The sequence below is a fragment of the Luteipulveratus mongoliensis genome (genome assembly GCF_001190945.1).
GTDB classification, from domain to species: domain Bacteria; phylum Actinomycetota; class Actinomycetes; order Actinomycetales; family Dermatophilaceae; genus Luteipulveratus; species Luteipulveratus mongoliensis.
This window is the reverse complement of sequence record NZ_CP011112.1, coordinates 4,669,363-4,693,574: the sequence shown is the minus strand read 5'-3', so window position 1 is coordinate 4,693,574 and position 24,212 is coordinate 4,669,363. Positions and strand designations below refer to the sequence as shown.

Below are 24,212 nucleotides of genomic sequence, written 5' to 3'. Positions count from 1 at the left end.
GCGGACAGCATCCGCCCTGATGCGGACAGAATCCGTCCGCTGAACGAACAGGTTCAGTCCAGGAGGCCTAGGGACATCGCGGTGGTGACCGCCGACGTACGGTCCGAGACCTCGAGCTTGGCGAACGCCCGCAGCAGATGGGTTTTCACGGTCGCCTCGCTCACGTGCAGATCCCGCCCGATCTCGGCGTTGGTCCGGCCGCGCGCGACGCGCTCGAGCACCTCGATCTCGCGGGCGGACAGGCCGGCACGGGTTGGCCGACGGACCTGATGGACCAGTCGCCCAGCGACCGAAGGAGCGAGCACGGTCTCGCCCCGCGCGGCTCCGCGTACGGCCTCGGCGAGCTCGGTCCGTGAGGCGTCCTTCAGCAGATAGCCAGCGGCGCCCGCCTCCACCGCGCGCAGGATGTCCGCGTCCGTTTCGTAGGTCGTGACCACCACGACCGCGACGTCCCGGTCCACCGCGAGGATGCGGCGGGTCGCCTCGACGCCGTCGATGCCGGGCATGCGCAGGTCCATCAAGATCACGTCGGGCGTGAGCGTGGCTGCGAGCGTCACGGCTTCCTCGCCCGAGTCCGCCAGACCCACCACCGTGAGGTCCGGCTCGGCGTCGAGCATGCCGCGCAGACCTTCCCTCACGACCGGGTGGTCGTCGACGAGCAGCACCTCGATCATGTGGGGACCTCGATCCGTACGACGGTGCCGCCGCCCTCCCTGGGCCCCACCGTGACAGCGCCACCCACCTGCTCGGCTCGGTCGCGCATACCGCGCAGCCCGAAGCCGGCCTTCTCGCTCACCAAACCAACTCCGTTGTCGGACACCGAGATTCGAGCCGCGCCATCGGTGACATCGATGTCGAGCGATGCGTTGCTGGCCCGGGCATGCTGGCGAATGTTGGAGAACGCTTCCTGCGTCGCGCGCAGGAGGACGACGTCCTTCGCCGTACCGAGTGGCGGCAGCGTGGGACTTCCGGTCACGGTCATGACGATGCCGGTCTCGGCGGCGAGCCGTTCGCTCTCTCGATGCAGCGCCGCCACCAGGTCGCCGTCTCCCAGCGACGTCGGAGTCAGCTCGGACACCATGGCGCGTGCCTCGGCGAGGTTCTCCTTCGCGGTCGTCCCGATCAAGGTCAGGTGGCGTCGCGCCGCGTCCTCGTCGGTGTCGAGTTCGGACTCGACCGCCTGTACGAGCGTCACCACACTCGTGAAGCCCTGCGCGAGGGTGTCGTGGATCTCGCGGGCGAGCCGCGCCCGCTCGGCGGCGATCCCCGCCTCGTGCGCGTGCTGGGCCGACTCGGCGCGACTGGCTGCCAGATCCTGGAGCAGCGACGCGCGTTCTTCGCTCAGGAGGGCCGTCCGCGTGATCACGACGCCGATGACCGGGCTCACCACGAAGGTCATCAGGCACACGGCCACGGAGTAGCCGAGGTCGGGCGAGTCAGATCCTTGGCTGAGCAGCACGATCAGCGGCGGCAGGACGTTGGCCACAAGTGTGGCGACGACCGCCCACCGCAGCGGCAGCGACATGAATGCCAGGGGAAAGATCACAGGAAGCAACGACGTCGCAGGCGCCGAGAACCAGAGCGCGAACGCCAGTATCGCGAGCACGCCCCCTGCGAAAAGTGTTGACTGCCAACCGAACTGGCGCGAGTAGAGCAATCGCCGACCGAACGTGAACGTCCAGATCAGGAGCACCACGATCGCGGCGACGGCGACCAGCGCCCGGCCGAGCTTGTCGTGATCCATGACGAGGACGACGGCGACGGCGGCCACACACCCGACGACGACGTACAGCTCCCACAGCGGGCCCCACCCGGCCTGCGAACGATGCGGCACTGCGGTCGTACGGTCCACGTGAGCGACCCTAGCCCGCCTCGGTCGGTACCCAGTTGCCATGGAAGCCATGAGGTACGCGTGCCGGCACGTGGACGGTCGCGATCGTCTCCAGCGTTGCCGCGTCGAGGAGCGCGAGGTCGCTGCGGTCGGTGGAGCGGTGATAGACGAATCCCATGAGCACGCCGTCGTCCTCCGCGGCATCGGGAGACGACGGATGGAAGACGAACTCGCCCGGCTCGGTGTCCGGTCCGAAGGACACGGCCTCCACAGACCCCTTCGCGATGTCGTGCTTCAGCACTGCATCAGGGACCGCGAGTCCGTACTCGTCGAGGGTGTGGCTGACGCTGTAGCCGAAGCGGTGCTGACGGCTGACGAGGCGCTCGTCGACGCGCGGGAACTCCTGCGGTCGGTCGTCCAGCACGACCTGCTGCACCGAGCCGGTGACGAGATCGATGGTCCAGCGCTCCAGGGTCGGCAGCCCGGAGACCGGATCGCTGCCGTCCTCGAAAGCCTTGGGATAGCGCACCAGCTCGAGCACGATCTGGTTGCCGTCGTCGTACGCGTTGAGCGTGTGATAAACGAACGCCTCCGGGATGTCGAACCAGCGCACATGGTTCGATCCACCCACGCGAGGCAGGATTCCGATCCGCGCCTGGTGGCGGTCATTCCACCGGTAAGGGAGTCCGAGGTCCGGTGTCGCAGAGCGCTGTGAGCCACGCATCAGCTGGTTCTCCAGGAACCCCGGCATCGGGTGCTGGCGAGCCCATCGCGTGAACATCGACGCGACGACCTGAGCCGGGCGCGACCTCGGTGCGGCGCCGAGGTCGAGCACGACCGGCAGGTCGTAGATGACGACGTAGTCCTGGGTCAGCGAGAAGTCGTGGATCATCACGTTCGCCTGCATGGGGATGTCCACGCTGCGCCGCACGCGACCGTCAGTGCCCGTCACCGTGTACGTCACCCGGTTGCCGTGCAGGGGGCTGTACGACACCGCGTGCAGCTCTCCGGTCAACGGGTCGCGGTGCGGGTGCGCGCTGTAGCCGTTGCGCAGCGTCCCGCAGAAGTCCGACGGGCCGACGGTGTCGAGCACGTCGTCCAGCTCGTACGGCGTCGGTCCCGACTCGGTGATCGCGAGGGTACGGCCGTCGTGACCGATGACATTGGTGTTGGCCGCGAAGTCGAAGCCTCCGCCGTGCGGGCCGCCCTTCCACTCCTCGCCGAGGCGCTGGGAGACGTCCACGGAACGTACCCAGCGGTTGCGGTACCAGTCGGCCTTGCCGTCCCGGATGCGCAGTCCGTGCACCATCCCGGCGCCCGAGAACCATTCGTAGCGTTGGTGATCCGCCTCGCCGATCGGGTTGGGTCCGATGCGCAGGTAGCGGCCGTCGAGGTAGTCGGGGATGGTGCCGGTGACGTCGAGGTCGAGAGCGGTGGTCTCTACCGGCACCGGCGCGTAGTTGCCGCGCAGCATCGGATGGTCGGTCTGCGGATCGAACGTGCGGGTGTCGGTGCTCATACATCGAGACTGGCGTCTGCCGGTCGTCCGCCGCGACGCCCGATCGGCTGAACCTGCGTGTCCACCGATCGGTGGACACGCAGGTCGGGCGGCTCAGGTGGCGGGTTCGGGCTGCACCTGGGCGACGGCTGGCACGGCGCGGGGACGGGTGGCCACGATCGCGAGTGCTGCAGCGAGCGCGATCACCACGCCTTCCACGATCTGGGTGAGACCGAACGCCTGCGCCGACGCGTGCACCACGTGCTCCTCCAGATGTGTCAGGAAGAGCGTGCCGAACGTCGCGACACCGATCACGTTGCCCAGCTGGACGGAGGTCGTCATGAAGCCGCTGGCATCCGCGGCCTCGGCCAGCGGCACCTTGCTCAGCGCGGTCGTCATCAACGGACTCATCGCGAAGCCGTAGCCGAACCCGTTGAGGGTGAACACTGCGATCTCGACCGGGCCGAAGTCGCGCCCGTCGCGCAGCAGCAGGCCCATGGCGATGAGGGTCGCGGCGGCGAGGAGCAGCCCGAGTCGGATCATCCCCGGGTGATGGCGCACGGGGATCTTGCCCCAGTTCATGCTCGCGATTGCGAAGGCGACCGCCATCGGCACGAACAACAGCCCTGTGTGCAACGCCGAGTAGCCGAGCGCACCCTGCATGTGGATCGCCGTGGAGAACAGTGTCCCGGCGAACGTCGCCATGACCAGCGTGTTGCACGCGACCGCCGGCACCAGACCGGGTGCCTTCATCAGCCGGCCGGGGAACAGCGGCGCCGCGACGGACCGCTCTACGACGACGAATCCGGCGAGCACGACGACGCTGGCGGCCAGCGCGACCCACGTCCACGCCGGCCAGTCCTGGTCATGCCCGAGGACGAGCGGCAGCACGATCAGCAGCACCGCGGGGGACAGCAGCAGGAGTCCCTTCACATCGAGGCGATGTCCGGGCCGAGCACTGCCACCGGGAATGACTCGAGGCGCAATCATCAACGCTGCCAACCCGATTGGCACGTTGACGAGGAACACGCCGCGCCATCCGGTATCGAGGATGTCCGCCGTGACGATCAACCCTCCGAGCACCTGACCGACGACGGCACCGCCCGAGATGACGGCGGCGTACCGCGCGAGCGCCTTGCCCCGTGCCGCGCCGGTGAAGGTGACCTGGATGAGGGTCATCACCTGCGGGACCATGGCCGCCGCGCCGGCGCCCTGCAGGAACCGGAACGCGATGAGCGAGCTGGTCGACCACGCGAGTCCGCAGGCCAGCGAGGTCGCGGTGAACACGATCAGGCCGGTGGTGAACATGGTCCGTTGCCCGACGCGGTCGCCGAGCCGCGCGCCGGTGACCAGCAAGACGGCGTACGAGATGACGTAGCCGGACAGGACGAGCTGCAGTCCCGAGCCGGTGGCGCCGAGGTCGGACTGGATCGAGGGGATCGCGACGTTGACGATGGCCAGGTCCAGGCCGACCATGAACTGGGCGGTCAGCAGGACGGCGAGCAGCAGGCCAGGTCGTACGGCGGAGGCTGGGTTGGGCGGCGCCGATCGGGCGGGCGCAGTGGTCGTCTGGGTCATGCCGACGAGAGTGCGCGCGTTCTGACACCGGTAACAGGAGCCCGCTTATACGGGTACTGACAGCACCTGGTTGTTGTCGGTGTCCTGAGTCAGGATGGTTGCATGACGATCTCTGAGCTGGACGGCATTCGCGTCGTCAAGGAGGTACGCCGCGCTGAGCTGGCCGCCTTCTTGAAGTCGCGACGGGCGCGGGTCACCCCGGAGTCCGTCGGCCTGCCGGCCGGCTCTCGGCGTCGTACGCCGGGCTTGCGTCGCGAGGAGGTCGCCCAGCTCTCCGGGATCGGGATTACTTGGTACACCTGGATGGAGCAGGGACGGCCGATCAACGTCAGCGTGCAGGTGCTGGACGCCGTGGCCCGGACCCTGTCGCTCGATGAGACCGAGAAGGCGCACCTCTATCGGATGGCCGGCGTGCCGAGCGTCCCCAGCGCATCCGTCGACGGCACGCTGCCCGAGGAGCTGCAGACGATCCTGGACCACCTCGGAGTGCTGCCGGCCAGCGTGGTCAGCGCGAAGTACGACCTGCTGGCCTGCAACGAGGCCTACGAGCGGCTGTTCCCGCGGTGCACCAAGACCGCCTCTGACGGTCGGCCGCGCAATCTCCTGTGGGAGATCTTCACGCTGGCCGACTGCTGCAACCCGTTCGTCACCCGCGCCGACGAGGTGGGGCGGATGGTCGCCTACCTGCGTTCGGCGTACGGCAAATACGTCGATGACCCGGAGTGGCGGGCGTACATCGAGCGGATGTGCGGCGCGAGCACGGACTTCGCGCGGATGTGGGAGCGCAATGACGTGGCGGCGCCCCCGCTGCGCGTCCGGACCGTGCGGCATCCGGCGGTCGGCGACGTCGAGGTCAAGATGACCGGGATGACCCTGCCGGCGCCGGCCGGTGCATGGGTGCAGATCGTCACCCCGAGCACCGATCACGCGCGTGAGCAGCTGGAGCGGATCTCCACCATGTCGGAGGAGGAGCTGATGGCGCCCGTGCGGGCCCACGTCGAGGTCCACCGACAGATCGCGCGGTCCGCCGCGGGGTAGTCGCCGTCGGTGCGCACGCCTAGCCTCCAAGGGTGACCGTCCACGAGCTCTCGCGCGCTGATGCTCGGCGACTGGCTGTGCGTGCCCAGCTGCTGGACCGGCAGCGACCCACTGACCTGATGGACGTGGTGCGTCACCTGACCTTGCTGCAGGTCGACGCGGTCAAGGCGGTCGCGCCGAGTGCAGACCTGGTGGCCTGGAGCCGGCTCGGTCCGGCGTACGACCCGGAGCAGCTCGCGAGAGCGGTGCGTGACCAGACTCTGGTCGAGTTCCGCACGATGCTGCGGCCCCGTGAGGACCTCGCGCTCTACCGCGCCGACATGGCGCAGTGGCCCGGCGTCCACGACCTGCAGCCGTGGGAGGCGTACGCCGGTGAGTGGGTGCGGACCAACGAAGCCTGCCGTCGAGAGATCCTGGTCCGGCTCGAGACGGACGGGCCGCTCACGTCCCGCGAGCTGCCCGACATCTGTGAGGTGCCGTGGCAGTCGACGGGCTGGAACAACAACCGCAACGTCGGCCGGATGCTCGACTGCCTGATGCAGCGCGGCGACGTCGCAGTGGTCGGACGCCGTGGCCGAGATCGGTTGTGGGACTTGGCTTCTCGGGTCTACGCCGACGACCCGGTCGTGCCGGCGGACGAGGCGCTGCGGGTTCGCAACGAGCGGCGGCTGCGCTCACTCGGCATCGCCCGCGCGACCGGGCCGGACTGCCCTGAGGAGCCGCTCGACGTCGGTGATGTCGGTGAGCAGGCGGTGGTCGAGGACGTCCGGGGCACGTGGCGCGTCGACCCGACGCTGCTCGGCCAGCCCTTCGCCGGGCGTACGGCCCTGCTGTCGCCGCTCGACCGCCTCATCTACGACCGCAAGCGCATGGTCGACCTGTTCGAGTTCGACTACCAGCTGGAGATGTTCAAGCCGGCGGCCAAGCGTCGCTGGGGCTACTACGCCCTCCCCGTCCTGCACGGCGACCGCCTCGTGGGCAAGGTCGACGCGACCGCGGACCATGCAAAGGGAGTGCTGCGGGTCAACGCGATCCACGAGGACGTGACGTTCTCGAAGGCTCTCGGAGCCGCCGTACGACGTGAGATCAAGGACCTCGCTGGGTGTCTCGGACTCGAGGTCTCGCTGCCGTCCTCGGCGGCCCGGCCCACGCGCCCGGACCGCCTCATAGGGTGAGTGCGTGCGTACACCCACCAGGCTCCTCGTCGCCCGCCACGGCGATGCCGAGTACGCCGTCCACGGAGTCTTGTCCGACGACGGCGGCTGGCTGACCGACAAGGGACGTTCGCAGGCCGCCGAGCTCGCCACGACTCTGCGGGACCGAGGCGTGACGGCGGTTTACACCAGCCGCATGGACCGCGCGGTGCAGACCGGACAGGTCGCGGCTGGGGTCCTCGGTGTGGGCGAGCGGGTCATCGCCGGTCTGCAGGAGTACGCCGTGGGTGACCTGGCCGGCGTGCCCTACAACGATCCGCGGGCCCAGCGGGTCTTCAACGCCTGGCTGGCCGATGACCTGGACGTCGGCATCCCTGGCGGGGAGACCGGGCACGAGGTGGTGGACCGCGTCAGGGACGCACTGGACGACATCGCCGATGCGCATCCCGGTGAGACCGTCCTCGTGGTGAGCCACGGCGGCGTGATGTCACTGGTGATCCCGCGCCTGTCGGACAACGTCCGCAACGATCTGGCCGCCAAGCGTTTCCTGCCCAACTGCGTGCCCGCCGAGGTGGACGTGGCGCGCGACCGCTGGCAGGTCATCTCGTGGCCGGGCAGCACTGACAAGTCCGCAGTCTGACGAGGGGGAGACATGCCGACAAAGCGCGAAGGCGTCAAGCGGATGGTGGTCGGGGCGCTGCTGTTCTTCCTGCTCGCGCCCGCGATCTTCGTGGGGGCGCTGTGGTTCGGGATCAGCCGGACCGTGGACACGATCGACGACGCCCAACGGCTGAAGCCTGGGGAGTCGGTCCAGCTCGACGCCGGCGAGCAGGTCAAGCTGTTCATCTTTGACGGCATCACGACGGGCGGCGACGGAGCGACCGCCGGCTCCGATCAGACGCCGTCACCGGTCCAGTGCACCGCAACCGGGCCGGACGGCCAGCCGGTCGATCTGCGTACGTCCTCGGGCAAGTCGGTCTCCAACGACGGGCAGCGCTGGCAGGAGAGCTATGAGCTCACCGCTGGTCCCGCTGGTGCTTACCGCGTCACCTGCGGCACGTCCGAGGTGCTCGTCCTGGACAGCGACTTCGTCAAGAACCTCGCCACCAAGGTCGGCGGCACGCTGCTGCTGGCCATCGTGCTGCCCTTCCTGGTCGGTATGACCGGACTCGGGCTCTTCATCTGGGGCATCGTGAAATACACCTCCAACAAGCCGCCGCCCGTGCAGCCGGGCTATGCCACGGGCGGCTACCCGCCGCCGTCCGGCTACTACCCGCCCCAGCAGCCGACGCAGCCGCCGATCGAGCACCGAGAAGGACCTCACGATGACTGACACCGCGGAGCTGGTCGTCGGCTTCGACCTGGACATGACGCTCGTCGACTCGCGCGCCGGCATCGTCGCGTGCATGCACCACGCACTCGGCAAGCACGGCGGCAGCGCCACCGACGAGGAGCTGTGGCCCCTGATCGGCGCACCGCTCTACGACAACCTGGCGCTCTTCCTGCCGGAGGAGAAGGTCGAGGCCGCAGCGCAGGACTACCGCGCCGCCTACCTGATCGACGCCGTCGACATGACCACCGCGATGCCGGGCTCGCACGACCTGCTCGCCGCCATCCACGAGCGTGGCGGCCGAGTCGTGGTCGTGAGCGCCAAGGTCCAGACCGCCATCACCGCCGTGCTCGACCACGTCGGCCTGTCACCCGACGAGGTCGTCGGTGACCTGTTCGCCGAGGCGAAGGCGCGCGGCCTGCAGGAGCACGGAGCGACGGCGTACGTCGGTGATCACGCGGGCGACATGCGCGCCGCGCGCACCGCTCAGGTCCCCGGCATCGGCGTCACGACCGGTCCGCACGACGCGGCGACGTTGCGCGAGGCCGGCGCGACGTACGTTGTCGACGGCCTGGCCGACGTGCTCGCCCTGGTCTAGCTCGCGCTGATCTAGCTCGCGGCGGGATCGGCGTAGGGGAGCTCGACCACGAGGCAGGGCCCGCCGTCGTACAGGCCGCCGTCGATCCCGAGAACCCGGTCGCCGGCGTACGGCATCGGTCCGGTGATGGCCTTGGGATCCACGCCCAGCCACTCGGCGATGATGCTGTGGCCGTGCACGATCTGCTCGCCGCCGAGCACCCCGAGCATCCGCTCGGCCTCGGCCTGGCCGTGGTTGTCGCGGAAGGCGTGGCGGGCGGTCATGGTGCGCCAGACCGTGAACCACTGATCGAGGTCGTCGCCCGTCAGCTGGCCGGCCACGGTCGCGTTGATCTCATCGATCGTGGCGCCCCAGTCGAGATAGCCGGTGGTGTCGGCATGCATCAGCAGGTGCTCGCCCTGCCGCGTGACGGCCGGCCGGGTGCGCAGCCACTCGATGTGCTCGTCGGTGAGGCCCGCCTGGTCCGACTCCTGGCCGCCGTTGCGCAGCCAGCTCAGCCCGAAGCTGTGCAGCCCGGTGGCATCAGAGGTGTCGCCGAAGCGGTGGTAGCCCAGCATCAGGACCTCGTGGTTGCCCAGTACGGAGTCCACGGTCCCGGCGGACTCGCGCGCCTGCTCCGCAAGCCGCATCACGAGGTCGATCACACCGATCCCGTCCGGGCCGCGGTCCACGAAGTCACCCATGAACCACAGGTCGACGTCCTGACCCGTCCAGTCGCCGGCGTCGTCGACGAGACCGGTCTCGCGCAGGGCCGCCACGAGCTCGTCGCGGTGGCCATGGATGTCTCCGACGGCGTACAAGGGCCGATCCTGTCGTTCACGCACCCGATGACCTTAGGCGTGCCGCCGGGGCGCCTACCTGCGGTTATGGATTTCAGAGGTAGCGCTCCAGCGGATAACCTTGAGAGGCTGCCGTGCTGCCGCCACCGCTGACGATCGCGAATTGCTTCGTTGAAGTCATGGTGCGACTGGCCGGGCAGCACCCGACAACGATCAAGTAGGTGGACAGTGCCATCCGGCAAGGTGAAGTTCTTCGATGCCGACAAGGGTTTCGGTTTCGTTTCCGGCGATGACGGTCAGGACGTGTTCCTGCACGTGAACGCGCTCCCGGCCGGCGTGGAGACCCTCAAGGGCGGGACCCGTGTGGAGTACAGCGTGGCCGACGGCCGTCGCGGTGCCCAGGCGCTCAGCGTCAAGGTGCTCGACCCGGCTCCATCGCTCTCTGAGCGGCACCGCAAGCCCGCCGACGACATGAGCGTGATTGTCGAAGACGTCATCAAGCTGCTCGATGGCGTGTCATCCTCCCTGCACAAGGGGCGCTACCCCGACAAGGCGCAAGCCGCCAAGGTGGCAGCGGTGCTGCGCGCCGTTGCCGACGACATCGAGGCGTGATCTTCTGATGGCTCCCAAGAACGGCACCGTCAAGCAGGACAAGGTCCTGGCTGCTGCCGTGGACCTGGCACGCGAGGCGGCCGAGAGCATCGCCACGCCCGGCACCGTCGGCGAGCACGTCCGCGTCACCATGGACGGGGAGCGCGTCGCGACGCACTACTTCGAGTGCACCAGCCGCGCCTATCCGGGCTGGCTCTGGGCCGTCACCGTCGCGCGGGTGCCCCGCCAGAAGTTCGCGACGGTCAGCGAGACCAACCTCGTCCCGGGCGACGCCGCGATGCTGTCGCCCGAGTGGCTCCCGTACGCCGATCGCCTGGCTCCCGGCGACATCGGCCCTGGCGACATCACCGCCTTCGTCGAGGCCGACCCGCTGCTCGAGGCAGGTTTCGAGGCCACGGGCGAGGAGGACGTCGACGAGATGGCGTTCTTCGAGCTGGGCCTCGGCCGCCCGCGCGTGCTGTCGGGCGAGGGTCGCGACGACGCCGCGCAGCGCTGGTACGACGGTGACCACGGTCCGCACACCGAGCTGGCCGAGCAGGCCCCGGCTCCGTGCTCCACGTGTGGCTACTTCGTGCCGATGTCCGGTGTGCTCCGTCAGGTGTTCGGCGTCTGCGCCAGCGCCTGGTCACCATCCGATGGCACCGTCGTCTCGCTCGATCACGGGTGCGGTGCGCACTCCGAGGCCGACGCGGCACCGCCGAAGCCCGAGCACATCGACCCACCGGTGCTCGACGAGTTCGCCATAGACCTGGTGCAGTAATGGGCGGCGGGATCGGCATGCTCGTCTTCGGATCCATCCTGACCTTCGCGGTCAGGTGGGAGCCTAAGGGCTTCGACATCCAGACGACCGGCGTGATCCTGATGCTCGCAGGCAGTGCCGTGATCGCGGTCAACTACTACGGCCGCCACCGCCGTCGTACCACCGTGACCGAGACGTACGACGAGGACGACGAAGGCCACGAGATCCACCGGACGGTCTACGACGAGTCCGACGAAGACTCGACCACCTGACGATCAGGACGCCACGCCGAGGTCCCAGTCATGGCCTGTTGGAACGAGCCGTTGGTGTGCCCAGTTGGGTCGCCAAAGTGGAAGGATTGACTGATATAGACGGTTAAGCGACTATTTCAGTTATGGAGATCACGCTGGATGATGCGGCAACCCGACTTGGCGTGAATCAGCGCCAGGCGCAGCGGCTTGCCCAGACCGGCCGGCTGCAGGTCGTACGGCGGGTCGGGCGGTCAGTGCTGGTGGACGACGAAAGCGTCACGTCCATCCTTCGAGGGCAGCACAGCCGCGGCCGGCGATGGACCGCGAACACAGCCTGGGCCGCGATCGAGCTGCTCCAGCAGGGGGAGACCACACGGCTGGTCGGAAGTGCCCGATCTCGTCTGAAGCGGCGACTGGGCGAAGTCTCGGTCGAGGAGCTCGTGCGGCTGGCGAGTGACCGGGCGCTCACGCGGCGGTACACCCAGACACGTCGCACTCGAGCGGCGCTGGCCACCGAGCTCGCGCTGAGCGGTGTGTCGAGGCTGGGGGAGGACGAGCTCGGGGTGGACCTGGACCTGACCAGAGCAGAGGGGGATCGGGTCGAGGGGTACACGCTGGCCGTGAACGAGCTCGAGCAGCGGTTCGGGCTGATCGGCGACGCCGAGGGTGACGTACTCGTACACGCCACGGAGGTGCCCTTCGTCATCGGATCGGTGACCACCGCACTGGACCTGATCGAGCGCGGGTTGACGCGTGAGAAGGCAGCCGCGACGAGGTACCTCGAGTCAGTGCTGTGACCAGCGCCCGGACCCAGTGGGAGGTCCAGCCGCCACCCGGCGGGTTCGGGCGACCTTGGCCCCAGGCATTCGAGCTGGCTCGAGCAATGCCGGCAACGTCCTGGACGCTCATCGGCGGACTCGGGCACCCGGCGGGACCAGCGCACTGCGCAAGACCGTCGACTGCACCATCACCGCCGACCCACCGGTCACGATCAGCGTGCCGAACGTCCTAGGCGCGATGACGCTGAAAGGCGGTGCGTACCTTCAAGACTCGCGCGACAAGGACCGCCATCTCGAGGACGCTGCGATGCTGGCAGCCACCGTCGAGGACGCCGATGCGATCAGAGACGACGACGCACAGTGGACAGGTTCGGACACCAGCAGGATCGCGGCACTGTCGCGCAACCTGCCAGACTCCCACGCGGCCTGGGGCGCGATCCCCTCGAACCTACGGCCGCGTGCAGAGATCTCGCTACGGATCCTGGCCGGCACACACGAGCCCTGAGCCGACCCGACTGGCACGATCGTGCGACCAAGACAGGTCTCATTTCTGGCGCTGCAGGCGGCTGTTGACACCGGCGAGGTAGACGAGCTCTCGGGCCAGCCTCTTCTGACGGTGCGCAATCAGGCTTCGGCGGCGTTGCCGCGGCCGCGGCGCAGGTAGACCCAGCCGAGCGCGCCCAAGGCCATGCCGGCGACAGGCACCCAGGGCCACCAGTCGCGGTCACCTTCGTGCAGTGCGGGGATGGCCAGCGCGGCCACCAGAGCGATCGCCCACAGCGCGATCCCGATCTCGACCACCCGCAGGGTGTCGAAGGGCAGCGCGGTCGGGTGCTCCGAGTCGTAGTGCGGAGGCGTTGCCGGATTGGTCACAAGGCCAAGCGTAAGGCCGCATCGCACCCACCGATCCCCCTAGTCTGCGCGCATGAGTACGACAACGCCGCAGGTGAGCAACGGCCTGGACAAGTACTTCCGCATCAGCGAGCGCGGCTCGACGCTGACCCGAGAGGTCCGTGGCGGCTTCGTCACGTTCTTCACGATGGCCTACATCGTGGTGCTCAACCCGCTCATCATCGGCACCGTCAAGGACGGGACCGGCCACTACCTCGGCGGCGGTACGTCGCCCAATCTCGCTCTCGTTGCTGCGTGTACGGCGTTGGTCGCCGGCGTGATGACGATCCTGATGGGGGCGTACGCCAACTACCCGTTGGCGCTCGCGACCGGCCTCGGCCTCAATGCTTTCGTCGCGTTCAGCATCGCCGCGCAGCCCAAGGTGTCGTGGCAGGACGCGATGGGTCTGGTGGTGCTCGAGGGCATCATCATCCTGGTCCTGGTGCTGACCGGTTTCCGGAAAGCCGTCTTCTACGCCATCCCGGCGTCGCTCAAGACGGCGATCACCATCGGTATCGGGATGTTCTTGACGCTGATCGCGTTCGTGGACGCGGGATTCGTCCGCAAGCCGGCTGCGGGCGTACCGCTGGAGCTCGGTGTGGGCGGCAACCTGCGCGGCTGGCCGACCCTGGTCTTCTGCCTCGGGCTGATCGCGATGGTCGTACTGCTGGTCAAGAAGGTGAAGGGCGCGATCCTCTACGGGATCGTCGGCGCCACCGTGCTCGCGATCATTGTCGAGGCGATCGCCGACATCGGCAGCCAGACGGATGCCACCGGCAAGGTCGTCAATCCCAGCGCGTGGGGCCTCAACGTCCCGAAGCTGCCCGACGAGGTCGTGGCCACGCCGCATTTCGATCTGCTGGGTGACTTCTCACTGCTCGGGTCGTTCTCGTCGCTCGGTGCGGTCGCGGCGCTGCTGACGATCTTCACGCTGCTGCTGGCTGACTTCTTCGACACGATGGGCACGATGGTCGCGGTCGGCGCCGAGGGCAAACTCCTTGATACTGAAGGCAATCCGCCCAACGCGCAGAAGATCCTGGTCGTCGACTCGGTCGCCGCGGCGGCCGGTGGCGCGGCCTCGGTCAGCAGCAACACGTCGTACATCGAGTCGGCCGCAGGTGTCGGCGACGGCGCGCGCACCGGCCTCGCCTCGATCGTGACCGGCGTCCTGTTCCTGCTCGCGACGTTCCTCGCACCACTGGTCGACATCGTGCCGTACGAGGCCGCCACGCCTGCCCTGGTCATCGTCGGGTTCCTGATGATGCAGCAGGCGAAGGACATCGACTGGGCCGACATCGAGATCGCGCTGCCGGCGTTCCTGACGATCGTGCTGATGCCGTTCTCGTACTCCATCACCGCGGGCATCGGCGCCGGCTTCATCGCATACGTCCTGATCAAGGTCGTGCGCGGCAAGACGTCGCAGGTGCACCCGCTGATGTGGTTGATCGCAGTGCTGTTCGTCCTCTACTTCGCTATCGACCCGTTGAAGCAGATCTTCGGCGTCGACTGATTCGCCGAGAAGCGTGCCTCGGCCCTGAGGCAGGGTGCAGGCAGATGGGCGGGCCGGTGGACTGACTTTTCGCGTCCTCGCGGAGTCGGTTCGCCTAGCATCGGCCTTCTAGCGCCCCGGAATAGGAGCCGTCGATGATGCGTGCGGGTGTTCGATGCAGGCACGGCGGCGGTGGCGACGATGGCTGACCCGTTTGTGCTTGCAGCGTTCGGCACACTCACGGGTGGATTGGTCTCCTTCGCAGTCGCACGTAGCGCCATCAAGTCGAACGAGAAGCACGACCGTGCTAAGGACTTGAGCGCTGCTGTGACCGTGCTTGAGGACTTGCTCTGGCCGCCCATCATGCGCGCATACCAGGGTGAAGATGTGCCTGCCTATCTGGGCGACAAGGCAGACGTCATGTCGGCATTGACCCGGGTGCGCGCTTTGTCGGCGCGCGACGAACCAGCGCTGGCACGTGTCGTCCAGCATCTCGTCCGCACGATCGAAGAACGTACGGACGGCACGTGGTTGGTAGATCACTATGCCTGGCTACTGACCGAGATTCGCGACTGGCGGGAGGACCCAAGGAACTTTGAAAAGCGATGGCGCAACGGCACGTGGGACAGCTCCTCGAGCTGGAATGTTGGCAAGCATGGTCGAGTGCAGGCGCTACTTGGTTACACGGTGTACCCGCATCACAGTGATAACCGTGGACCTTTGTGGCTCGGCCGCAATCCGCGGTGGTCCACGGACGGCCATCCGGACAGGATCGGCGGCGACCCTTTGACCGATCCAGAGTGGTTTCCGCAGCGAGCGCGCATCTGGATTCCGGCCCGGTTCAAACGTGCGTGGTGGTACAACGTCACCCGGCGTCGCAAGATGCGTCTCAATCGCGCCTCGTCGGGCGGAAGGACTCCGGGCCGGTAAGCAGGGTGAGAATCTGGCGAATTGCGAACATCGTTGTTCGCAATTCGTTTTCGCATGAGTCCGCCTAGCGCGGGACTGTTCGTCAGATGTGGGGCCGCGATCCGCGGCCGCTCGGTAAGCGATTCGCCATGTCGACCGCCTGCTCGCTGGCCCCGACCATTCGGTGGTGAAGGAGCAGGAGCCCGGCGACGGTGTCAGCGCCTCGAATCTCTCCTGCTGCGATCATCTCGGGGACCTTGACGAGCGGAATCCATTCACGGCGCGCGGACTCGAAGTCATCCTCAGGTTCGCCGACATGCTCGACCTGGTCCGTCCAGTACAGGTGGTAAGTCGCATCCGAGATGCCGTTGGCGGGCTCCACACTGAGGAGGTGTTTCAGGGTGCCGGTCGCCTTCCAGCCCGTCTCTTCCAACAGCTCTCGCGCAGCGGCCTCGTCGAGGCTCTCGCCGTCGTCAACACCTCCACCCGGCACCTCCCAGCCCCAGGTGTCGGGAATGAATCGGTGGCGGTACAGCATCAGGACTTCGCGACGTTCGTTGAGGGCAGCACAGAGAGCGACCGGCTTCTCGCGGAGAACCGTGTGGCTCAGGTGGCGGCCGTCAGGGAGCTCGACGTCGGCCATGTTGACGGTCAGCCACGGGTTCTCGTAGACCGTTGTCTCACCGTGGTTGATCCACTGCATGGTCGGGTCTCCATCCGCTACGCCCCCAGATCTGCGGGCCACGCTACAGGGACGGCTAGAGAGGGACGGCGAGGAACTGCTCGATCCGCTGTACTGCGCCTTCGACTGCGGGAGAGTCGACACGTGAGAGCCGGTCTCGCAACTCGGCGAATCTCTTCTTGAGCTGGTGGGACTCCATGCCGGTCGCCGCATCGACCATCGTGTGGGCAAGGGCCGAAGCGCTGTCCGCGTCGCCCTCGCTCAACTCAACCCTGGCGAGAGTGGCGAGGCGTTGAACGCGTCCACGGGGGTGAGCTGGCATCCGCGCTGCTTGCTCAGCAAATCGGCGTGCTGGCTTCAAGTCATTGAGGTGGGTAAGAGCCTCGGCTAGCTGGAGTTCGACCAAGCCGGGCTGGATATAACTGGTCTCGGGAGGCTCATTCTCGGGACGAATGTTTGAGGCAGCACGCTCGGCGGCGGTCATCTGTTGATGAGAGTCCGTCGCGGCACCCAAGCGTGCGTACGCCTTCGCCAGCGTGAGCGAGAGGTCTGCTCGTAGCGCCTGCGAGATCTGCGGTCCAGTCGCGCGCAGCCCCGCTCCGGCGAACGCCAGGCTCTGCGGGTAGTCGCCAAGAAGAAACGACTGGTTTGCGAGCAGAGCAATGACGTAGCAACCGAGGCCGCGATCTCCGCCAGTGCGGGCGAGCCCAAGGGCATCGTGCAAGTAGCGCCGCGCCAGATCGTGGTCGGCGGCATCGAAGGCGCAGATTCCAGCCACGGCAGCAAGACTCGCCGCGGCTTGATGCAGCCCGCGCCCCGTCTTATCGGTGAAGGTGCCATGCAGTAGTGGGGTCGCGTGCTGATCGAGGAAGCTAGAGACGCGGCCGATAGTGGCTACGCCGCCGACCTGCCGGTACATGTTCTCGTAGCGTGTGCGGGCCGATCGAAGCATCTCAACGTCTGCCGCGCCGATGCGTCGGCCACGGCTTCGGCTCGCGTCGGGGTTCTCGGGGAGGAACTCCCACTCCCAGACAGAGGCGATGACCTGCAGGTCGCTGACCGGTGGCGCACCAGAGGCGAGTTCTCCGATTGGACTCGAAGACGTCGCGCATGCCACTAGCCGCCCTTCTGCGGCGAGGGCTTCATCTAGCCGAGCGGCCAGCTCGAATGTTGCCCGTTTCCGGCCGTGCTCAACGTCGTGCAAATAGCCGTACGAGTAGTGCGTTCGAGCGCCCAGCGCGCGCAAGGACAAGCCGCGTTCCTCACGCAGCCGGCGCAACTCACGTCCGAAGTCCACAGACCCGATCCATTCGCTCGACGCTGTCAGCCAACGTTGTCAGCCAACGCGTACCTACTCCACAACGTAGACGACCGGCGCGACTCTGAAGCGAAAGGACTTCAAGGCAGCGAACTCCGGGAGGGACGGCGGCGTGAGCACGTTTGAGCAGGTTGCGGACTGGTCACCGAGCGACATGATCGGCCTTGGTGTCGAGGGGACGTCGTTGGGTGCGAACAGAGAGCGGTACCGACGGGCGAGGGCGATCATCGAGGAGTACGAGCCGTGGGCTCACGAGTTCGATGAGCCCGTTCTCCTGCGTCTGCTGATCGCTCATCGGGGAGACATGGTCGCCGTGGCCGACGACCCCGCGCTGGTCGAGCAGGTGCGGACCTACCTCTGCCTGGATGCGTTCCAGGTCCAGGTCTGGCAAGACCTCGAACGGACTACCCCACATCCATCGGGAAGCCACTCCCCGTTGGGACTGCGACTGACCGAGGCCGTCAATGACGTGCGAGAGCGAGTCGGACTGCGCAGGCTGAGTATGCGGCAGGTCGCCGGTCGACGTCTGACGGACGTGATCCGCCAGGTCACTTCCGATCTCGCTCTAGCCGAAGCGCGATGAGCACGCTCTGCGAGGTTGGCTCGGGTGGCTTGGAAGACCTCAGCGATCTGTCTGCGCATTGGTTGGGCTCAAGAGGGGCAGTGATGGGTGACCGCGTTGGGTCCGTCGCAATGACATTGGAGCGCAGGGGAACTGGCGTGGTGGAGGACGACAGCAGGACGCATGTCTTGCTGGTGGACGACGACCCGTCGGTCGCGGAGCCGCTGTCGCGAGCGCTGCGCCGGGAGGGCCTTGTTGTTCGGGTCGCTGATACGGGCATCGCCGCGATGGAGGCGGTCGATGAAGGCCCGCACATGGTCATCCTCGACCTGAAGCTTCCCGATGCTGATGGACTGGACCTCTGTCGACAGCTGCGCCGTGCGGGCCATCGGATGCCGATCCTGATCCTGTCCGCTCGGTCGGGCCGCATGGACGTCGTCGTCGGGCTCGATGCTGGAGCCGACGACTACGTGACCAAGCCGTTCCGGCTTCCCGAGCTCATGGCTCGGGTGCGGGCGCTGTTGCGTCGCTGCAAGCACGTTCATCACGACTGAGTCTGAGAGCACCGCAAGATCGATCAAGTGGGGTGTCGGACCCGCGTTCTAACGTCGGGTCATGGCCAGCTGGAACGATGTCGACGCGCTGTGCAGGCGACTGCCCGACGCGGTCCTGGGACAGGCGCACGAGGGCTCACCCGCCTGGTACGCCGGTCGCCACCAGTTCGCGCGGCTGCGGTGGGACGAGCAGGATCGCGAGCTGGTGCAGCTCTGGACCGGTGAGATGGACACGGCGCAGGTGCTGTCCGGACGGCGTGACACGTTCCCGGTCGTGCACACGTTTCGCTTTCGGGTGTCGCTGTGGGCAGTCCTCGGCGAGCTGGACAGCCGCGAGCTGACCGAGTTGATCCTGGAGTCCTACGGATGTCGAGGCGGCGCGCGCCGCCTGGCCGCGGTCGATACGGAGGCGTTGCTGTCATGACGAAGGTCCAATACTTCACGGCGTGCACGCTCGACGGCTTCATCGCCGACGAAAACAACTCTCTCGACTGGCTTTTCGAGGTCCCGCACGACGTCGACGACGGCTACTGGGACGTCTTCATCGCCGACGTCGGGCCGCTCGTGATGGGTGCGACGACGTACGAGTGGATGCTCGACCGGCACGACATGGTGGCCAATCCGGCGCAGTGGCACGAGTTCTACGACGACCGCCCTGCGTGGGTCTTCACCCATCGCGAGCTGCCGGCAATCCCAGGTGTCGACGTGACGTTCGTCGAGGGAGACGTGCGGGAGGCGTACGACCAGATCGCGGCGGCGGCCGGTGACAAGAACATCTGGGTGCTCGGCGGTGGAGACCTCGTCGGTCAGCTCGACGACGCGGGCCTGCTCGACGAGATCATCCTGGGCATGACACCGGTGACGCTGGGTGCGGGAGCGCCCCTGCTGCCGCGGCGAATCACGTCCTCGCGCATGCGGTTTCGTCAGGCAGAGCAGATCGGGCAGCGGATCCGCATCGTGCTCGAGGTCGACCACGCGCGATGAGCACTGTCGGGCTAACCCGACAGCGACGTGGCCTGCTCGCGGGATAGGTTCGCTGTGGACCGATGCCTAGCGTCATGAACATGTCCACGACACCCGCCATGCAGCAGACTCTCCCGCCGTCAGCCGTGCCCGAGCCCTCCCGTCGGACGCCCGGGCGATCAGTCGTACGCCGGACTCTGTCCTCGAGCGCGTACCTCCTGTTCTCGTGGCCCACCCACCTGATCGGTTTCGTGCTGGTCGTGATCGGCGTGGCCCTCGGGGTGTCGCTGCTGATCCTCGTGGGCGGCCTGTTCGTGCTCGTCGGCGTGCTGGCGCTCGCTCGCGGCCTTGCGCACACCGAGCGACGCACGCTGCGGCACTGGATGGGCGTGGAAGCGCCGCTGCCGCGCCCGATCGAGCGGCGCGAGGGCGAGTCCGGTCTGCGGCGGGCGATCTCGGCGCTGCGCGACCCCCAGGGCTGGCTCAACGTGGTGTGGGCGGTGGTCATCTTCCCGGTGTCGACCGCGACCTTCGCGATCACACTCGGCTGGTGGGCGCTGGTCCTCGGCGGGCTCAGCTATCCGGTGTGGGGTCACTACCTCTACGACATCCCCAACAACAAAGACTTCCCCGAGATCATCGGGATCGAGTCCTACTCCGGCGCCGTGACCCTCTATCTCATCATCGGCGTACTCGCGCTCCTGCTGCTGCCGCTCGTGACCGCCCTGCTGAGCCAGCTGCAGGCCGGGATCTCGCAGTCGCTGCTGTCCGGCCGCGCCTACCTCGAGCGGGAGATCGACGAGCTCGAGCAGGGGCGTACGGCCGGGCGGAGCGCGGAGGCGCAGCAGCTGGGCCGGCTCGAGCGCGACATCCACGACGGCCCGCAGCAGCGGCTCGTACGCCTCAAGATGGACCTGGCCCGTATGGAGCGCCGCATCGCGAAGACCGACGGCGGGTCGGAGGAGGCCGCCCAGCTGCGGATCGCCGTCGAGCAGACGCAGGAGGCGCTCAACGAGCTGCGCTCGCTGTCCCGTGGCATCGCGCCACCGATCCTGGTGGACCGCGGGCTCGTCGCGGCCGTACGCGAGTCGGCCGCCCGGGGACTGGTGCCGGTGACCGTGGGGGCGGGTATCCCGGAGCGGGCGAGTGTCTACGAGCCGCACATCGAGCAGGCGGCCTACTACGTCATCAGCGAGGCCCTCGCCAACGTCGCGAAGCACAGCGGGGCGACCAGCGCGTCGGTCGAGCTGACCGAGCGGGACGGCGACCTGATGATCCTGGTGACCGACGACGGCACCGGCGGCGCTCACCTCGCGAAGGGGCACGGTCTCATCGGCCTGGAGCAGCGGCTGCGCTCGGTCGATGGCACGTTGACGCTCGACTCCCCGGACGGTGGTCCCACCGTGCTCGGGGCTACGATCCCGGCGAGCCCTGGAGCAGCCGCCTCGGGGTGATCGCCGGCCGCAGTGGGGAGACACGAGGGCGATGCGCGTGGTGGTCGCCGATGACTCGCTCCTCCTGCGTGAAGGCCTTCAGCTGATCCTGGGCGATGCCGGTCACGAGGTCGTGGCCGGCGTCGCTGACGGTCCGTCGCTGGTCGAGGCCGCGCTGCGTGAGCGGCCGGACATCGTCATCGCGGACGTGCGGATGCCGCCGTCGCAGACCGACGAGGGGCTCCGCGCTTGTGTGGAGATCCGCAAGGCGTGGCCGGAGGCACCGATCCTGGTGCTGTCGCAGTACGTCGTGGAGTCCTACGCCGATGAGCTCCTGGCCAGCGGCAACGGTGGCGTCGGCTACCTCCTCAAGGACCGCGTCGCTGAGATCGACGCCTTCCTCGCCAATGTCGAGTCCGTCGCATCCGGCGGGACCGTGCTCGACCCTCAGGTCGTGGCGCAGCTGATGACCCGTCGCCGCAGCCCTGACCCCGTGGCGACGCTGACGCCGCGCGAGCGAGAGGTCATGGAGCTGATGGCGCAGGGGCTGACCAACCAGGCCGTGGCGGCGCAGCTGGTGGTCACCGAGGGCGCCGTCGAGAAGCACACGCAGCGGATCTTCGCCAAGCTCGGCCTCGGCGGCGACAGCAGCCAGCACCGCCGCGTGGTCGCCGTGCTGGCGTTCCTGCGCGGCTGAGCCCTCGCTGATCAGAGCGCGAGGTGGAGGCGCAACGCCTCGTCCACCTGCCACAGCGCTGTGGGGCTGAGCCGTCCGAGCCGACTGCCGAGTCGCCCGACGTCGATCGAGCGAACCTGCTCGGCCTGCGCCTTGGACTCGCGCCGTAGACCCGAGTCCGGCGGTGTCAGCGCGACCTGAAAGGGCAGGACGCGGGCCACGTTGGAGGTCACTGGTACGACCGTGACAACCCCGGTCTCAAGACGGCTCGCGGCGGCATTCGCGCCGTCGTTGCTCACGATCACGACGGGGCGCTGCTTGGCTGCGTCAGATCCTCGGTGTGGATCCAGATCCGCGAGCCAGACCTCACCGCGCAGGATCATCCAGGCCGTCCTCCGTCGCTGCGGCCCACAGCTCGCGCTCACCCGAGTCGTGCCACTCGCCGAACGCCTCTTCGTACGCCCCCTCGAGCTCGCGGGCGCGCAGGAGGCGCACGGCCTGGAGTAGCGCGGCAGAGCGAGTCTCAGCGCGTTCTCGCGCGAACGCGTCGAGGAACTCGACGTCAGGGTCCGGGAGGCTCACGCTCAGCTTCATACCGTCATGCTACCGGCGGTGCTACCACTTTCCTACCGCTGTCCCGACGGCGCCACGCAGGGCTCCGGCTCAGGCGGGGGTGGCGAGCACGGCGTCGAGCAGGCCCGGGAACCGGGCGTTGAGGTCGTCACGGCGCAGCGTCAGCATTCGCTGAGAGCCATGAATCCGCGCATGCAGAATGCCTGCTTCGCGCAACACCTTCTGGTGGTGAGAGAAAGTCGACCGGCTCATGTCGAGGCCGGCATCGGCCTGGAGCCTGGTGCAGTCGGACTCTCCGAGCCGCGCCAGGGCTTGCACAGTCGTCAAACGTCCTTGGTCGCCGAGTGCCGCCAGCACCCTCGCCAGCTGCAGCTCGCTCACGTCGGGATGGAGCCCATCCGTCATCACTGTCACGGATCGATCGTAGATCGAGTCTTCCGCCATGTCGAACTTTCTTGTATTGTTCGATGATCTTCGACATGTCGAAGATCATCGAACTACTTCAGGAGAGATCCATGTCGCCCTCGGAAACCCGCCATCGGCTGCTGCTGCCGGTCGTCCTCGCTGCGATGTTCATGTACGGCTTCGATCTCAACGTGGTCAATGTCGCCATCCCGTCGCTGCAGCACGACCTGCGAGCCGGACAGGTGGCGCTGGAGCTGGTTGTCGGTGGATATGCGTTCGCCTATGCCGCTGGCCTGGTCACCGGGGGACGTCTGGGCGACCTGTTCAGCCACCGCCGGATGTTCCTGCTCGGCATGACGGCCTTCACGGCCGCCTCGGTCTTGTGCGGCATTGCGCAGACTCCGAGTGAGCTGGTCGCCGCACGGCTCGTTCAAGGGCTGGCTGCGGCGATGATGGTGCCGCAGATCTTGGCTCTCATCATGAGCAGCTTCACGGCGGCGGAGCGACCCAAGGCGTTGGCCTGGTTCGGGGTCACGGCCGCAGTCAGTGGCGTGTTCGGGCAAGTCCTCGGTGGGCTGTTGCTGGACGCTGATGTGCTCGGCCTGGGCTGGCGGGTGATCTTCCTGCTCAACCTCCCGGTCGGGCTTGCGGTCCTGTCCTTGGCCGCACGGGTGCTACCGCCGGCGGCGATCGTCCGGGACGCCACCTTGGACCCTGTCGGTGTCGTGGGTGTCTCGGGCTCGCTGGCGCTCGCCCTGGTACCGCTCGTGCTCGGCCGTGGGGAAGGCTGGCCGACCTGGTGCTGGATCATGCTGGTGGCCTCAGTCCCTGCGGCCCTGCTCACGTTGTCGTACGAGCGCCGGTTGCTCGCGCGTGGTGGTGCGCCGCTGCTGGACCTCTCGCTGTTCGGGGTCCGTACGTTCAGCGCGGGCCTGGCCATCAGCGTCGCCTTCATGGCGTACTTCACCAGCAGCATCTTCGTGGTCAGTCTGCTGCTCCAGAACGGACTCGGGCTCACGCCGCTGCGGGCTGGGCTGACGTTTGCGCCGATGGCGCTCGCGGGAGTCGTGGCACCACTCGTCGGAAAGCGTCTGATCGTCTCCTACGGCGCGACGAGGGTCATTCTGCTCGGTTGCGCCGTCGATCTCGTCGCGACCGTTCTGCTGGCTGCGATGCTCCAGGTGCAGGGCGGAGACATCGGCGTCCCGTGGCTTGCTGCGGCACTTGCGCTCATGGGGCTGGGCAACACCCTGATCCTTCCGGCGCTCATCGGCGCGACTCTTTCAGGTGTGCAGCCCCGACAGGCCGGGATCGCCTCCGGGACGCTGAACACCACTCAGCAGTTCGCCGGCTCAGCGGGACTGGCTGTCGTCGGATCCGTGTTCTTCAGCGTGCTCGGCGACCATCCGTCGGGCGCCACCGACTACGCGTCGGCCGCCGAGATCGCAGCCTGGATCAGCGTCGCCCTTGTGATCGCGATGGCTGCACTCACGGGCGTACTGGCTCGTGGTTCCCACCCGAGCGCTCCGGCTGCGGCTAGAGAGACCGCCCTTTCGACGAGGCGATGAAC

30 protein-coding genes are annotated in these 24,212 nt (G+C 67.7%); 19 read left to right on the top strand and 11 right to left on the bottom strand.

Annotated features, from left to right (window positions below; all coding sequences use genetic code 11):
• Positions 1-53 precede the first annotated feature (53 nt).
• The 4 genes from VV02_RS22310 to VV02_RS22295 all read right to left on the bottom strand — a co-directional run bounded on the left by VV02_RS22310 (position 54) and on the right by VV02_RS22295 (position 4,907).
• Complete coding sequence (locus VV02_RS22310; RefSeq protein WP_052595219.1) at positions 54-674, bottom strand: response regulator; 621 nt, start codon at positions 672-674, stop codon at positions 54-56.
• Positions 671-1,852: a sensor histidine kinase gene (locus VV02_RS22305; RefSeq protein WP_052595216.1), complete on the bottom strand. Its 1,182-nt coding sequence runs from the start codon at positions 1,850-1,852 to the stop codon at positions 671-673. Before VV02_RS22305 ends, VV02_RS22310 begins: the two co-directional genes overlap by 4 nt.
• Positions 1,853-1,862: 10 nt before the next feature.
• Positions 1,863-3,350: a carotenoid oxygenase family protein gene (locus VV02_RS22300; protein ID WP_052595213.1), complete on the bottom strand. Its 1,488-nt coding sequence runs from the start codon at positions 3,348-3,350 to the stop codon at positions 1,863-1,865.
• Positions 3,351-3,443: 93 nt separating this feature from the next.
• Complete coding sequence (locus VV02_RS22295; RefSeq protein ID WP_083450358.1) at positions 3,444-4,907, bottom strand: MFS transporter; 1,464 nt, start codon at positions 4,905-4,907, stop codon at positions 3,444-3,446.
• 102 nt (positions 4,908-5,009) lie between these two features.
• Between VV02_RS22295 and VV02_RS22290 the strand changes: the two genes are divergently transcribed.
• The 5 genes from VV02_RS22290 to VV02_RS22270 are packed head-to-tail and all read left to right on the top strand — an operon-like array spanning position 5,010 to position 9,027.
• The gene (locus tag VV02_RS22290; RefSeq protein WP_052595211.1) at positions 5,010-5,945 is read left to right on the top strand and encodes a helix-turn-helix transcriptional regulator; all 936 of its coding nucleotides are present in this window, start codon (positions 5,010-5,012) and stop codon (positions 5,943-5,945) included.
• A gap of 32 nt (positions 5,946-5,977) precedes the next feature.
• Positions 5,978-7,120, top strand: coding sequence for a DNA glycosylase AlkZ-like family protein (locus VV02_RS22285; protein WP_052595209.1), 1,143 nt, complete (start codon positions 5,978-5,980; stop codon positions 7,118-7,120).
• A gap of 4 nt (positions 7,121-7,124) precedes the next feature.
• Entirely contained in the window at positions 7,125-7,739 is a 615-nt protein-coding gene (locus VV02_RS22280; protein ID WP_052595207.1) for a histidine phosphatase family protein, read from the top strand.
• A gap of 12 nt (positions 7,740-7,751) precedes the next feature.
• Positions 7,752-8,432: a hypothetical protein gene (locus tag VV02_RS22275; protein ID WP_052595205.1), complete on the top strand. Its 681-nt coding sequence runs from the start codon at positions 7,752-7,754 to the stop codon at positions 8,430-8,432.
• A complete protein-coding gene (locus VV02_RS22270; protein ID WP_052595203.1) occupies positions 8,425-9,027 on the top strand; it encodes an HAD family hydrolase in 603 nt (200 codons plus the stop codon). Before VV02_RS22275 ends, VV02_RS22270 begins: the two co-directional genes overlap by 8 nt.
• 11 nt (positions 9,028-9,038) lie before the next feature.
• Here the strand turns inward: VV02_RS22270 and VV02_RS22265 are convergent, their stop codons facing one another.
• The gene (locus VV02_RS22265; RefSeq protein ID WP_052595201.1) at positions 9,039-9,851 is read right to left on the bottom strand and encodes a metallophosphoesterase; all 813 of its coding nucleotides are present in this window, start codon (positions 9,849-9,851) and stop codon (positions 9,039-9,041) included.
• A 183-nt stretch (positions 9,852-10,034) separates the two neighbouring features.
• Between VV02_RS22265 and VV02_RS22260 the strand changes: the two genes are divergently transcribed.
• The 5 genes from VV02_RS22260 to VV02_RS22240 all read left to right on the top strand — a co-directional run bounded on the left by VV02_RS22260 (position 10,035) and on the right by VV02_RS22240 (position 12,692).
• Positions 10,035-10,418 (top strand): cold-shock protein, encoded by a 384-nt coding sequence (locus tag VV02_RS22260; protein ID WP_052595199.1) that lies wholly within the window; start codon positions 10,035-10,037, stop codon positions 10,416-10,418.
• A 7-nt stretch (positions 10,419-10,425) separates the two neighbouring features.
• On the top strand, positions 10,426-11,178 hold the full coding sequence (locus tag VV02_RS22255) for a DUF3027 domain-containing protein (RefSeq protein WP_052595197.1): 753 nt from the start codon (positions 10,426-10,428) through the stop codon (positions 11,176-11,178).
• Complete coding sequence (locus VV02_RS22250; RefSeq protein WP_052595195.1) at positions 11,178-11,429, top strand: hypothetical protein; 252 nt, start codon at positions 11,178-11,180, stop codon at positions 11,427-11,429. Before VV02_RS22255 ends, VV02_RS22250 begins: the two co-directional genes overlap by 1 nt.
• 122 nt (positions 11,430-11,551) lie before the next feature.
• Positions 11,552-12,205, top strand: a complete 654-nt coding sequence (locus VV02_RS22245) for a hypothetical protein (protein WP_052595193.1) — start codon at positions 11,552-11,554, stop codon at positions 12,203-12,205.
• Between the two features lie 55 nt (positions 12,206-12,260).
• Entirely contained in the window at positions 12,261-12,692 is a 432-nt protein-coding gene (locus VV02_RS22240; protein ID WP_052595191.1) for a hypothetical protein, read from the top strand.
• 119 nt (positions 12,693-12,811) lie between these two features.
• Here the strand turns inward: VV02_RS22240 and VV02_RS22235 are convergent, their stop codons facing one another.
• Positions 12,812-13,060: a DUF2530 domain-containing protein gene (locus VV02_RS22235; protein WP_052595189.1), complete on the bottom strand. Its 249-nt coding sequence runs from the start codon at positions 13,058-13,060 to the stop codon at positions 12,812-12,814.
• Positions 13,061-13,112: 52 nt separating this feature from the next.
• Between VV02_RS22235 and VV02_RS22230 the strand changes: the two genes are divergently transcribed.
• Positions 13,113-14,588, top strand: a complete 1,476-nt coding sequence (locus tag VV02_RS22230; protein ID WP_052595187.1) for an NCS2 family permease — start codon at positions 13,113-13,115, stop codon at positions 14,586-14,588.
• A 147-nt stretch (positions 14,589-14,735) separates the two neighbouring features.
• Positions 14,736-15,497: a hypothetical protein gene (locus VV02_RS22225; RefSeq protein ID WP_052595186.1), complete on the top strand. Its 762-nt coding sequence runs from the start codon at positions 14,736-14,738 to the stop codon at positions 15,495-15,497.
• Positions 15,498-15,579: 82 nt separating this feature from the next.
• On the opposite strand, the gene VV02_RS22220 is transcribed toward VV02_RS22225, so the two are convergent.
• On the bottom strand, positions 15,580-16,179 hold the full coding sequence (locus VV02_RS22220) for an NUDIX hydrolase (RefSeq protein WP_083450357.1): 600 nt from the start codon (positions 16,177-16,179) through the stop codon (positions 15,580-15,582).
• Between the two features lie 55 nt (positions 16,180-16,234).
• Positions 16,235-17,464: an NsdA family TPR-like regulatory protein gene (locus tag VV02_RS22215; protein WP_483807002.1), complete on the bottom strand. Its 1,230-nt coding sequence runs from the start codon at positions 17,462-17,464 to the stop codon at positions 16,235-16,237.
• A 124-nt stretch (positions 17,465-17,588) separates the two neighbouring features.
• On the opposite strand from VV02_RS22215, the gene VV02_RS22210 reads away from it, so the two are divergent.
• The 6 genes from VV02_RS22210 (at position 17,589) to VV02_RS22185 (ending at position 21,685) form a co-directional block, all read left to right on the top strand.
• Entirely contained in the window at positions 17,589-18,059 is a 471-nt protein-coding gene (locus tag VV02_RS22210; RefSeq protein WP_052595182.1) for a hypothetical protein, read from the top strand.
• Positions 18,060-18,196: 137 nt separating this feature from the next.
• On the top strand, positions 18,197-18,592 hold the full coding sequence (locus tag VV02_RS22205; RefSeq protein WP_425412285.1) for a response regulator transcription factor: 396 nt from the start codon (positions 18,197-18,199) through the stop codon (positions 18,590-18,592).
• Between the two features lie 61 nt (positions 18,593-18,653).
• Positions 18,654-19,016: a hypothetical protein gene (locus VV02_RS22200; RefSeq protein ID WP_052595178.1), complete on the top strand. Its 363-nt coding sequence runs from the start codon at positions 18,654-18,656 to the stop codon at positions 19,014-19,016.
• Positions 19,013-19,576, top strand: coding sequence for a dihydrofolate reductase family protein (locus VV02_RS22195; protein ID WP_052595175.1), 564 nt, complete (start codon positions 19,013-19,015; stop codon positions 19,574-19,576). Before VV02_RS22200 ends, VV02_RS22195 begins: the two co-directional genes overlap by 4 nt.
• Positions 19,577-19,656: 80 nt before the next feature.
• A complete protein-coding gene (locus VV02_RS22190) occupies positions 19,657-21,009 on the top strand; it encodes a sensor histidine kinase (protein WP_169787736.1) in 1,353 nt (450 codons plus the stop codon).
• 31 nt (positions 21,010-21,040) lie between these two features.
• A complete protein-coding gene (locus VV02_RS22185; RefSeq protein WP_052595170.1) occupies positions 21,041-21,685 on the top strand; it encodes a response regulator in 645 nt (214 codons plus the stop codon).
• Between the two features lie 11 nt (positions 21,686-21,696).
• Here the strand turns inward: VV02_RS22185 and VV02_RS22180 are convergent, their stop codons facing one another.
• The 3 genes from VV02_RS22180 to VV02_RS22170 all read right to left on the bottom strand — a co-directional run bounded on the left by VV02_RS22180 (position 21,697) and on the right by VV02_RS22170 (position 22,681).
• The gene (locus VV02_RS22180) at positions 21,697-22,047 is read right to left on the bottom strand and encodes a type II toxin-antitoxin system PemK/MazF family toxin (protein ID WP_052595168.1); all 351 of its coding nucleotides are present in this window, start codon (positions 22,045-22,047) and stop codon (positions 21,697-21,699) included.
• Positions 22,031-22,258 (bottom strand): ribbon-helix-helix domain-containing protein, encoded by a 228-nt coding sequence (locus VV02_RS22175; RefSeq protein ID WP_052595166.1) that lies wholly within the window; start codon positions 22,256-22,258, stop codon positions 22,031-22,033. The genes VV02_RS22180 and VV02_RS22175 overlap by 17 nt, the downstream gene beginning before the upstream one ends.
• A gap of 69 nt (positions 22,259-22,327) precedes the next feature.
• On the bottom strand, positions 22,328-22,681 hold the full coding sequence (locus tag VV02_RS22170) for an ArsR/SmtB family transcription factor (RefSeq protein ID WP_245633164.1): 354 nt from the start codon (positions 22,679-22,681) through the stop codon (positions 22,328-22,330).
• 71 nt (positions 22,682-22,752) lie between these two features.
• On the opposite strand from VV02_RS22170, the gene VV02_RS22165 reads away from it, so the two are divergent.
• Positions 22,753-24,210, top strand: coding sequence for an MFS transporter (locus tag VV02_RS22165; protein ID WP_052597413.1), 1,458 nt, complete (start codon positions 22,753-22,755; stop codon positions 24,208-24,210).
• Positions 24,211-24,212 lie beyond the last annotated feature (2 nt).

What these genes read in the sequence shown, in the direction of transcription:
- VV02_RS22185 (WP_052595170.1), top strand. Translation starts at nt 21,041, where the DNA reads ATGCGCGTGGTGGTCGCCGATGACTCGCTCCTCCTGCGTGAAGGCCTT.
- VV02_RS22295 (WP_083450358.1), bottom strand. Translation starts at nt 4,907, where the DNA reads ATGACCCAGACGACCACTGCGCCCGCCCGATCGGCGCCGCCCAACCCA.
- VV02_RS22245 (WP_052595193.1), top strand. Translation starts at nt 11,552, where the DNA reads ATGGAGATCACGCTGGATGATGCGGCAACCCGACTTGGCGTGAATCAG.
- VV02_RS22300 (WP_052595213.1), bottom strand. Translation starts at nt 3,350, where the DNA reads ATGAGCACCGACACCCGCACGTTCGATCCGCAGACCGACCATCCGATG.
- VV02_RS22190 (WP_169787736.1), top strand. Translation starts at nt 19,657, where the DNA reads ATGTCCACGACACCCGCCATGCAGCAGACTCTCCCGCCGTCAGCCGTG.
- VV02_RS22230 (WP_052595187.1), top strand. Translation starts at nt 13,113, where the DNA reads ATGAGTACGACAACGCCGCAGGTGAGCAACGGCCTGGACAAGTACTTC.
- VV02_RS22290 (WP_052595211.1), top strand. Translation starts at nt 5,010, where the DNA reads ATGACGATCTCTGAGCTGGACGGCATTCGCGTCGTCAAGGAGGTACGC.
- VV02_RS22250 (WP_052595195.1), top strand. Translation starts at nt 11,178, where the DNA reads ATGGGCGGCGGGATCGGCATGCTCGTCTTCGGATCCATCCTGACCTTC.
- VV02_RS22175 (WP_052595166.1), bottom strand. Translation starts at nt 22,258, where the DNA reads ATGAAGCTGAGCGTGAGCCTCCCGGACCCTGACGTCGAGTTCCTCGAC.
- VV02_RS22195 (WP_052595175.1), top strand. Translation starts at nt 19,013, where the DNA reads ATGACGAAGGTCCAATACTTCACGGCGTGCACGCTCGACGGCTTCATC.
- VV02_RS22270 (WP_052595203.1), top strand. Translation starts at nt 8,425, where the DNA reads ATGACTGACACCGCGGAGCTGGTCGTCGGCTTCGACCTGGACATGACG.
- VV02_RS22170 (WP_245633164.1), bottom strand. Translation starts at nt 22,681, where the DNA reads ATGGCGGAAGACTCGATCTACGATCGATCCGTGACAGTGATGACGGAT.
- VV02_RS22255 (WP_052595197.1), top strand. Translation starts at nt 10,426, where the DNA reads ATGGCTCCCAAGAACGGCACCGTCAAGCAGGACAAGGTCCTGGCTGCT.
- VV02_RS22220 (WP_083450357.1), bottom strand. Translation starts at nt 16,179, where the DNA reads ATGCAGTGGATCAACCACGGTGAGACAACGGTCTACGAGAACCCGTGG.
- VV02_RS22180 (WP_052595168.1), bottom strand. Translation starts at nt 22,047, where the DNA reads ATGATCCTGCGCGGTGAGGTCTGGCTCGCGGATCTGGATCCACACCGA.
- VV02_RS22310 (WP_052595219.1), bottom strand. Translation starts at nt 674, where the DNA reads ATGATCGAGGTGCTGCTCGTCGACGACCACCCGGTCGTGAGGGAAGGT.
- VV02_RS22165 (WP_052597413.1), top strand. Translation starts at nt 22,753, where the DNA reads ATGTCGCCCTCGGAAACCCGCCATCGGCTGCTGCTGCCGGTCGTCCTC.
- VV02_RS22200 (WP_052595178.1), top strand. Translation starts at nt 18,654, where the DNA reads ATGGCCAGCTGGAACGATGTCGACGCGCTGTGCAGGCGACTGCCCGAC.
- VV02_RS22275 (WP_052595205.1), top strand. Translation starts at nt 7,752, where the DNA reads ATGCCGACAAAGCGCGAAGGCGTCAAGCGGATGGTGGTCGGGGCGCTG.